The following is a 262-nucleotide window of genomic DNA, read 5'->3' on the forward strand; positions in this document are numbered from 1 at the left end:
GGCAAGTGTAGTGCGTCGGCCAGCCCCTTGCCTGCGTCCTCCCCTGATGCAATATTGACGCCGGGTATCATGTTCATGCCGGCCCGAATGGGCGAGGAAAGCGTACCAAGCGCAGAGGTCAGCCCCTCGATACCGTGGCGAGCCGTCAACCCGATCTGGTGAGGCACATCAGCGATGGCATCGCCAAGTTGCTGCCCGAACCCTTTCGACGGAGCTGGCATGTCCACCTGTTTCGGCGCGGTGAAATTCTTCTGCACATAGG

General features: G+C 60.7%; 1 protein-coding gene. It reads right to left on the reverse strand.

The window, feature by feature from the left end:
- The coding region (locus tag Q4548_RS16870) for a hypothetical protein (protein WP_303457218.1) at positions 1-262 on the reverse strand (262 nt) is incomplete at both ends.

It is taken from the genome of Wenyingzhuangia sp. 2_MG-2023 (assembly GCF_030548295.1).
Lineage (GTDB): Bacteria > Bacteroidota > Bacteroidia > Flavobacteriales > Flavobacteriaceae > Wenyingzhuangia.